The organism is Priestia sp. SIMBA_032, from assembly GCF_046535215.1.
GTDB lineage: Bacteria > Bacillota > Bacilli > Bacillales > Bacillaceae_H > Priestia > Priestia aryabhattai.
Genome location: NZ_JAWRXD010001714.1, coordinates 1 through 229, shown reverse-complemented (window position 1 = coordinate 229; position 229 = coordinate 1). Strand labels below are relative to the sequence as shown.

Sequence of the window (229 nt, the reverse complement as noted above, 5' to 3'; positions counted from 1 at the left end):
CAGCGCAGGATGGCACGCGGTGAAGACGAGACGCAGCACATCATCGTCGATCGGCTCCCAGCGATCGTCGGCCGCCTCGTCGAGCGTCGCCGCGATCGCCCGGTAGCGATCGTCGAGCCGCTCGCGCCGCCGCCAGTGGTCGATCGCCCGGCGCTTGCCGACCGCTGTCAGCCAGCCGCCCGGGTTCTCGGGCACGCCATCCCTCGGCCACTGCTTCAGCGCCTCGACG

Annotated in this window: 1 pseudogene; it reads right to left on the bottom strand. The window is 72.1% G+C overall.

The features are described 5' to 3' along the window. Positions 1-229 (bottom strand): annotated as a pseudogene (locus SB717_RS40090) (RNA polymerase subunit sigma-24); the annotation flags it as partial.